This is a genomic window from Bartonella sp. AA126HLJHH (assembly GCF_042197425.1).
Lineage (GTDB): Bacteria > Pseudomonadota > Alphaproteobacteria > Rhizobiales > Rhizobiaceae > Bartonella.
This window is the reverse complement of the sequence record NZ_JBHIRU010000033.1, coordinates 1-7,923: the sequence shown is the minus strand read 5'-3', so window position 1 is coordinate 7,923 and position 7,923 is coordinate 1. Positions and strand designations below refer to the sequence as shown.

Genomic DNA, 7,923 nt, shown 5'->3' with positions numbered 1-7,923 from the left:
ACATCATCAAAATCTCTTAAGGCTCTAATTCGAGTTAAGAAATGACCATCGATATATTCACAATCATCAATAAATTCATATTTTTTTGCAGGCTCTTGTTGATTAACAAGCGCAGTTTCATTTGAAATAGAAGAGATAACGGGGGTGGTTTTTACTGTAGTATTCATACTAATATGTCCTAATCAAGAGTTTTGAAATTGACACCCTATAAGGGGCGTCGGGCGTTCAAAACACGGTGATTAGTCCGTTGTTACGCTTTTCTCATAAGAGTATTTTATGGCGTAACTACACCCGACAAAATTATCATATATGCTAATCATAGCATAAAAGATAGCCAGTTTTTAAAAGCTTTGGAAAGATTGTTTCGTAATCTATCCGCTAATCACAAAGTGTTTTGATCACTTAAGTACTTATATAACAAAATACGTATTTATTGTCAAATAATATTTTATCTTTTTTGATATTTTTTGTATTTTTTAAATACGTTGTGTATCGATAATATCTTATGCTTATTAATTGCTTCTTTTATATTCATGTGCTTTTAAAGCTATATTATAGGTTTTATGAAACGATTGCGTTATTTTCTGAATCTATACATTTATAATATTTAGAAACGCTCTCATAATGCGTATTTTAAACTTTATAACCTATCAATTTTGTCACTAAATGGCTTTTAAGATTTCTGTTAATTTCTTTTAATAACACATTTTAGACTTAACAGCCTTTATAGGGACTGTCTTTATAAACAAATGCTTCCATTTGCATTTTTGCTTTCTCTATAGTTGTTATGTTCTTTATAGCCATGGCATCATTTTTCATTTTCATAAGAGAAACGATAAATAGGATAATTGTGATTTATAGACTGTTATGAAAATATCTCAATAGAAACTGATCATTATAGAGATCAGCAAAATCGCTTTTAATAGACCGTGTCAGTGTTGTCAGTTCTTTTTAGAGCTTATATTATTTTTTTTAAATGAGAGAAAATTAAACACATAATATTTCAATAGGTTAATGTTTTTAAGACATAATTCATATCAAGAGTACAATCTTTAAAGATAACCAATGATGTGAATTGATTAAAACTTGTCAATTATGTGTCAGTAAATTGAACTGATAAACTAGATTATTTTATTAAGTAATTCCAACACGTCTTATAAAAAGCGTATGAAAGTAAAAACTGATTACGTTATCAAAATCCTTTTTATGAATTTTATCAGTTCATTTGAATAGATAAACTTATGATTTAGTGAATGATTAAAATGTGCTTTATGAAAAGCATATGATCTTTTAAAGCCTTTCAAAAGATAGCTTGTAATTCATATGAAATGCTATCAAGACCATTATGGTTATGAGTTTTGGAGGTTTAGGGGGTTTTGGAGGTGCTTTTTACGCTCCCCCCTTTACATATTTTTCAATAAAAAATAAAAGTCATTATATTTCAATAAGTTAATCTTTCAAATAAACAACCTATATTAAACACAAAACATAAATACAATCTTTAATATATATTTAAGAGGGTTTTGTAGGTGTTTTGGGGGTTTGAGAAACATTCAAAACCTATAAGTAATATAAGAAAATGAATATACATAACTCTCTTTAAACAAAGCTTCTGATAACAATAAAGCACTCATTTTAGATTACGGTATAACCTCTTAAAGGCAATGTAAAAGAAGCGTATTCACTTTAAGATGGGATTTATTAAAAATCTTAAAGAAATCCAAAGTACAGTGTTAAAAAGTGCAAAGCCTTATCTTTTATGATAACGCATATAAAATATTCTTTTAAAGATTATATGTAAGCAATTTATAAAAGGGGCATAGAACCTATAGGTATAAAACCTTATACCCGTTGTGAGTTTATCATACCCATTATGTGAGCACGCTTTTAAGTTATTCAGTTTCTCTAATTTCTAGTTTTGGTAGGTTCTTAACGATTTTCATTGTCTCTAAACTTACGGTAATAACCCTTTGAAACAACTCTAATGGATAAGCAGGGTTGCCAACGGTTTCAACAGCATAGTGATTGGCATCATTCACAATGCCACTCTTTTTATCAGTCTTTACACATTGACGCCCCATAACCCATTCAAGAGCGGGCTTGCCATTGACGATATACTCATAAGCTTCAAGAGGGATATCTGTTATTGTGATATTGCTGTTATAAAAAACAATCGATTTATCTTTCTCTTTACCTGCTTTTGCGAATTTCATTTCTGTAACGTAATAAAACCTTTCTGGATTAGAGATCTCTGTAACTTTTGGATTACCCTTTTTAAAGGTCACGGGATAAGGTTCTACAGTTTCATAATTCACGTGCAAATGACCCAATTCACGTCCTGCTGTCACAAATTTCCAAAAATCTTCAGCATTCTTTACACAAGGGATACGAGGCAATTCTTTAGAGAGGTTATCAGCATAACGAGCACGGTAATCTTCCGAATGTAAAATCCCATAAACATAATAGAACAAATCATCTTTTGTTATGGTTTGATTAGGATAAGCGGCTTTAAAATGTTCTAGTCCCTCATCAGTAATGGCATCACGCCTTTGTAAACCAGCTGTTGTGCTTTCTTCTATAGAGTTTGTAAATAAAAGGGATTGGTTTTTATTTTTACTCTTTGAAACTGGAGTGTGTTCGTAAAAATATCTTGGAAAGCATTGACCTTTTTCTATTGCATCTAAACTAGGTAAGGCTTTATTCATCAATACAGAAAATCTTCTTGCTCCTATACCTGTAATTTGTATTACCATATTTTCAACCGTTTCCCCTATCGGAAATATTCGCGGCATTTGTAAAACCATTTCATTAAAGGCACGATTGTAATAGAGCCACTGTTGTGTAAAAGGACGATATAAACTTTGCATAAGGCATGTAGCTTCAAATTTAAAAATCTTTCCTTTTGCTAAATCTTGTTTAAGAGCACGGCTCCAACTGATTTTTCTGGCATCTGTATTGACGAAATTGTCTACAACTTTTGTAAGTGTTTTACGATCAACATGTCCATAAGCATTATTAAAACGCTTTACTTCACTGTTATAGAAGGCAATCATATTACTTATGTTTTTAGCTAAAATTTCATGGCTTGAATTGTATACCCAAGCATCACGGCTAGTTACAACACCACACGAAAAATTTTCAAAAAGCTTTTTACCATGACCTTTCTTAACACCCATGGCTAAAAATGCTTTGAAATTGTTATCACGTTGACCAAGCCAATCACCATGTTTATCTGGTGTGATTATTTGCCAACCTTGTTTACTTCGTGTAATACCATCAATGCTTTCAAGGGATTCAATCATTGTAAGCTTTTCTTGCCTCGTGAGATAGTCTCCAATATCACGAAAATATATCTTACCACGCTGTTGTGCATTTGGATTTTTTACGAGAATAGAGATAGCAATAGGGGCTCGAGAGCCTTCACCAAAAATCTTACCGCCTTCTTTTCGCGAAAGTTCTCCAGAAGTTCTTTGATTCCCTCGTAAATGAAAAATATAAAGGCTTGAAAATTCTTCAACTAGGCATTTGCGTAAACCATCCATAGATTTTGTATCTATATAACTTGCATTTGTAACAAAACCAATCACACCACAATCTTTTATACGGTCACTTGCCCAGCGAATGGCACGAATATAACTATCATAAAGATTTCGCATAAGGCTTGCTTTAGATTGAGCGGCGTAAGTTTCACCAATACGGTTATTTAATATCGGATAAGGCGTATTCTTTGCATTATCATTAGCACTTTTTTGACCAGTTGAATAAGGAGGATTGCCAAAGATTACTTCAATATTGAGCTTTTTTTGAAGTTCTAAATATGCACTGTTTTCCTCTAGTAAACCTTTCATCAGATCTTGCTTTTCAATCATCCGAAACGTATCAGCCAAACCAATATGCTTAAAAGGAATATACTCACCTTTCATCAAACTATGATAAGTCGATTCAATGTTAATGGCTGCTATGTAGTACGCTAGCAAGACAATCTCGTTGGCATGGATATCATGACGGAACTTATATTCCATATCCTCTGGTTTTATGAGCTTTGATTGTAAAAGCCTTGTGATAAAGGTCCCCGTTCCAGTGAAAGGGTCAAGAATAGAGACACCGCGTGACCCCAAGCTTTTTCCAAACTCATTACGCAACACATCATCAACAGAATGAATGATAAAATCCACAACTTCAACGGGGGTATAAACAATGCCAAGCCTATCCGTGGTTTTCTTAAATGCCTTGGTAAAAAAATCTTCGTAAAGCTTGATAATAAGATTTTGTCTTGCCTGTGGTTCTGTAATGCCAGAGGCACGGAACTTTACGCTGTCATAAAACTCTTGTAATTCCTTGGATTCTTCCTCAATATTTGTTTTATCAAGTTCTGTTAAGATTTTTTCCATTGCTTGCGAAATGGCATTGTTTTGTACAAATTCATTGCCCTCAAACAAGGCTTCAAACACGGGACGCGTCACAAGATGTTGCGCTAACATCTCAATCGCTTCTTCTTGCTTTATCTCACTGTTTAAGTTGTTTTTTAATTCTTTATAAAACGCATCAAAGGCATGATAAGCTTCGCTTGTTTGATCAGAAAGCATAGTTTGAAGGCGTGTGATATGGTTTTGTGCAATCTCAGCAACATTGTTCGCCCAAATGCCCCAATAATCACTCATAGTAGATTTTTTAACAATCAGTGTTTTGAGAGCATTGGGAAACTCAACAAAAAAGGGCAATCTTCCTTGTCCTTCATATGTTTGGTGCGGTTCATGAGCTTGTGTCCCAATACAAAGTCCGGATTTTTCTGATTTTTCGTGGAGCTGGATTTCGTCAATAACCGTGGTAACATTCTCTAATTCGGTCTTTTTAGAAACTGTAACAATGTCGATGATAGAGCTTACGTCTTGCCCTAAGACCATCTGGTTAAGGGTTTTACTAAAATTCTCATCATGGGCAAGCAAAGCATTGAGAACTTGCCAGACAACACTGTATCTCTTATTGTTTTTTAATGCCTCTTCTGGTGAAACACCAGCAGGAACACCAACCGGCAAAATGATATAGCCCATCTTTTTGCCTTTTGCACGACGCATCACACGTCCTACCGCTTGTATCACATCCACTTGGCTTTTACGCGGGTGTAAAAACATAACCGCATCAAGGGAAGGAACATCAACACCTTCTGAAAGGCAGCGTACATTGGTTAATATACGGCAGACATTCTCACCCGCATCTTCTTTCAACCAATCAAGTTTTATCGTACGGTTTTTGGCACCAGATTTTCCATTAATATGATCTACTTGACAGTTAAGAGGGGGAATATTTTTATGGTTTTCATGAAGATTACGTAAATCTTTCTTAACTTCTTCATCGTTGAATGTTCTACATATGCGTTCAGAAGTTTTAATATCTCTACAAAAAGCCAAAGCCCGATGCATGGGTCTTGTATCATCCCCAAGATCAATTTTCAGATCCATTTTGGTAAGAGCTTGATAACAACCCATGATCTTTGTTCTATCATCAAGAATAAGTTCATAATTCTCATCTGTCATCAGATGCTGGATAGATTTACTCACTTCTCCTTCATCAACACCTAAAACGATAATCTTGTAAGGCGTTAAAAGTCCATTTTTTACAGCATGGGAGAAACTATAAGAATAAAGGATTTTTCCATAAAGCTCTTCATCATCCATAGAAGCCAGAACAGCATCAATCTCATTAGCTTGTTTTTTGGCATTATCACTAAAGATACGAGGGGTTGCTGTCATATACAGACGTTTCTTGCCCCGAATAAGGCTATTATTATGAACCTTGATAAACTCAGATTCACTCTTGTCTGTTCCTAACACAGCTCCAGTGGTACGGTGTGCTTCATCACAAATGATCAGATCAAATTCCGGTAAAGCATATTTCTTTTGCGCATCCGAAATCACTTGTATCGAATGGTAGGTAGCAAAGACCACAGTCATTGCATCAGGAGAAGTCTTATTGGCTTTTTCTCCAAGCTTTTGAGAATCTGTTGTTGCTGGTAGAGCGAGATCCGAGACATCGAGTTCGGCAGCATCATCTTGGGCTTTACGACGCTTGCCAACTTGTGTATCAGAACACACCGCAAAGGAACGCAAGGGGATTGCTGTATCTGCTGTCCATTCTCTTATTGTTTGTGACATTAAAGAAAGAGAGGGGACAAGGAATAAAACACGTTTACCTTGACCAGCAAGAGCTTCTGCTATCTTCAAACTAGTAAAGGTTTTTCCCGTTCCACACGCCATGATCAGCTTGCCACGGTCTGCTTCTTTTAAACCTTCACAAACAGCTTTAAGCGCTTCTTGTTGATGATCTAAAAGATTTTTCGGTTCTTTTTTCTTAAGAGTAGCTTCCCCTTTGCTTTCAAAGGTTGACCAATCTATTTGACTGTTTTCTAAATCAAAAAGATTAATCCGTTGAATGCGGACTCCTTGTCCTTCACAGGTGAGATCGGCATTGTTACTCCAATTACCTTCGGTGCTATCAACCAGAATACGGCGTGTGAAGATCTTTTTTCCCGAGGCAGCAATAAAGCTATCAATATCTTCCTTCTTGATCTGATGATTTGCACTATAAAACTTACATTGAATAGCGGCATATCCTTCTTCATCACGAATTTTAGCAACCAGATCAATGCCGATATCACGCCCATCTTCACCATGCTCTTTTGCCCATTCACAATAGGTTTGAACCTTTTCATATTCTTGGCATTGTAGAGGGTCTTGCGTCAAATAAGCAATTACAAACTTTTCAAAAGAAGTTCCTCTATCGCGCGCACTTTCTGTATGATCACGGTAGGATTGTAACAGAGAGCGTAATGTCAGTGGTTTGTTATGAGATTGAAGCATTTATAATAAAACCCCACCGCTTTATAAGCGTTGATCTATCGATGTCAAAAAACTTTAAATAGAATCTGCTAGATCTATTTAAAACAAATAGCAATAATAAAATAAAAAAAGACCCACAACCTGCTTAAAAAGAAATTTTATTAAAGGCTACTTATCCACAGCCTATGACATGAGGTAAGATCAGCAAAATAGTGAAATTTGCTATTCGTTTCACGTGTTAATCAAGACAAATGCACTATGTGCTTTGATAGGTTTTATAGATAGGTTTTGAAGGTTTCTCAAAACCTTCAAAACTCATAGATAAGGCGTTCTTTGGAGATTCACTCTATGAATGCAAGGGGATATGGTTGAGCAAATTTATCCTTTATATTTATGGGGATATTGATGTATTAACCATTGACGGGCTAAACAGTTTTGTTTAGAGGTCTTTCTACATAAATGTGGGGGAGAAATCTTCAGCAGTTAAAATAAAGCAGTTTTTCTAGTGTCACTTTTCTTTGGTAACGGAGGCATGTGCTTTTGTTAAAAGCGTCATAGGGCAGTGGCTGTTTTGAGTGGACTTGTTAGAGGTGCCATGAAGTTCTTTTAAAGAATGCTTCATGAATAGTGCAAAGCGGGGGCAATCTGTATTGTTTTCTGTATTTTTACGCCAAAGTTCTCTTTTGAGAATTTTTCGTGCCATTGTTGTTTTCTTTGGCTTGTTTACAGGTGTAAGTGTTTATGCGCGGTCATCGGCTATTTTTCATTCCCCAACCGATAATTTTTCTCGCCAACAATCTGAGAAGCAGCAATTAGAAAGAATTGAGAAATTACGGTCTTTAACGCCTAAAAGGATAAAGACGCCTTCAGAGCAAAATCCAGAAACGCTTTTGGGTGGGAAACAATGTTTTCCCATTCATGCTCTTGTTGTTGAGGGAGTGCAGCATGTCAAAAAGCGCTCTATATCAGCCGTAACAGAGCCTTATGTTGGAAGATGTATCGGTCTTTTTGATATTCAGCTCTTAATCAAGAAGTTAACCAAAGTTTATTTGGATCAAGGCTATGTAACGGCGCGTTTTTATATTCC

2 protein-coding genes are annotated in these 7,923 nt (G+C 35.4%); one reads left to right on the top strand and one right to left on the bottom strand.

Annotation, left to right across the window (positions count from 1 at the left end; translation table 11 throughout):
- Positions 1–1,892 precede the first annotated feature (1,892 nt).
- On the bottom strand, positions 1,893–6,857 hold the full coding sequence (locus tag ACFIQC_RS08820; protein WP_375707056.1) for a DEAD/DEAH box helicase: 4,965 nt from the start codon (positions 6,855–6,857) through the stop codon (positions 1,893–1,895).
- 599 nt (positions 6,858–7,456) lie between these two features.
- On the opposite strand from ACFIQC_RS08820, the gene ACFIQC_RS08815 reads away from it, so the two are divergent.
- Positions 7,457–7,923, top strand: a 467-nt coding sequence (locus tag ACFIQC_RS08815) for a POTRA domain-containing protein (RefSeq protein ID WP_375707055.1), incomplete at its 3' end; no start/stop codon positions are given.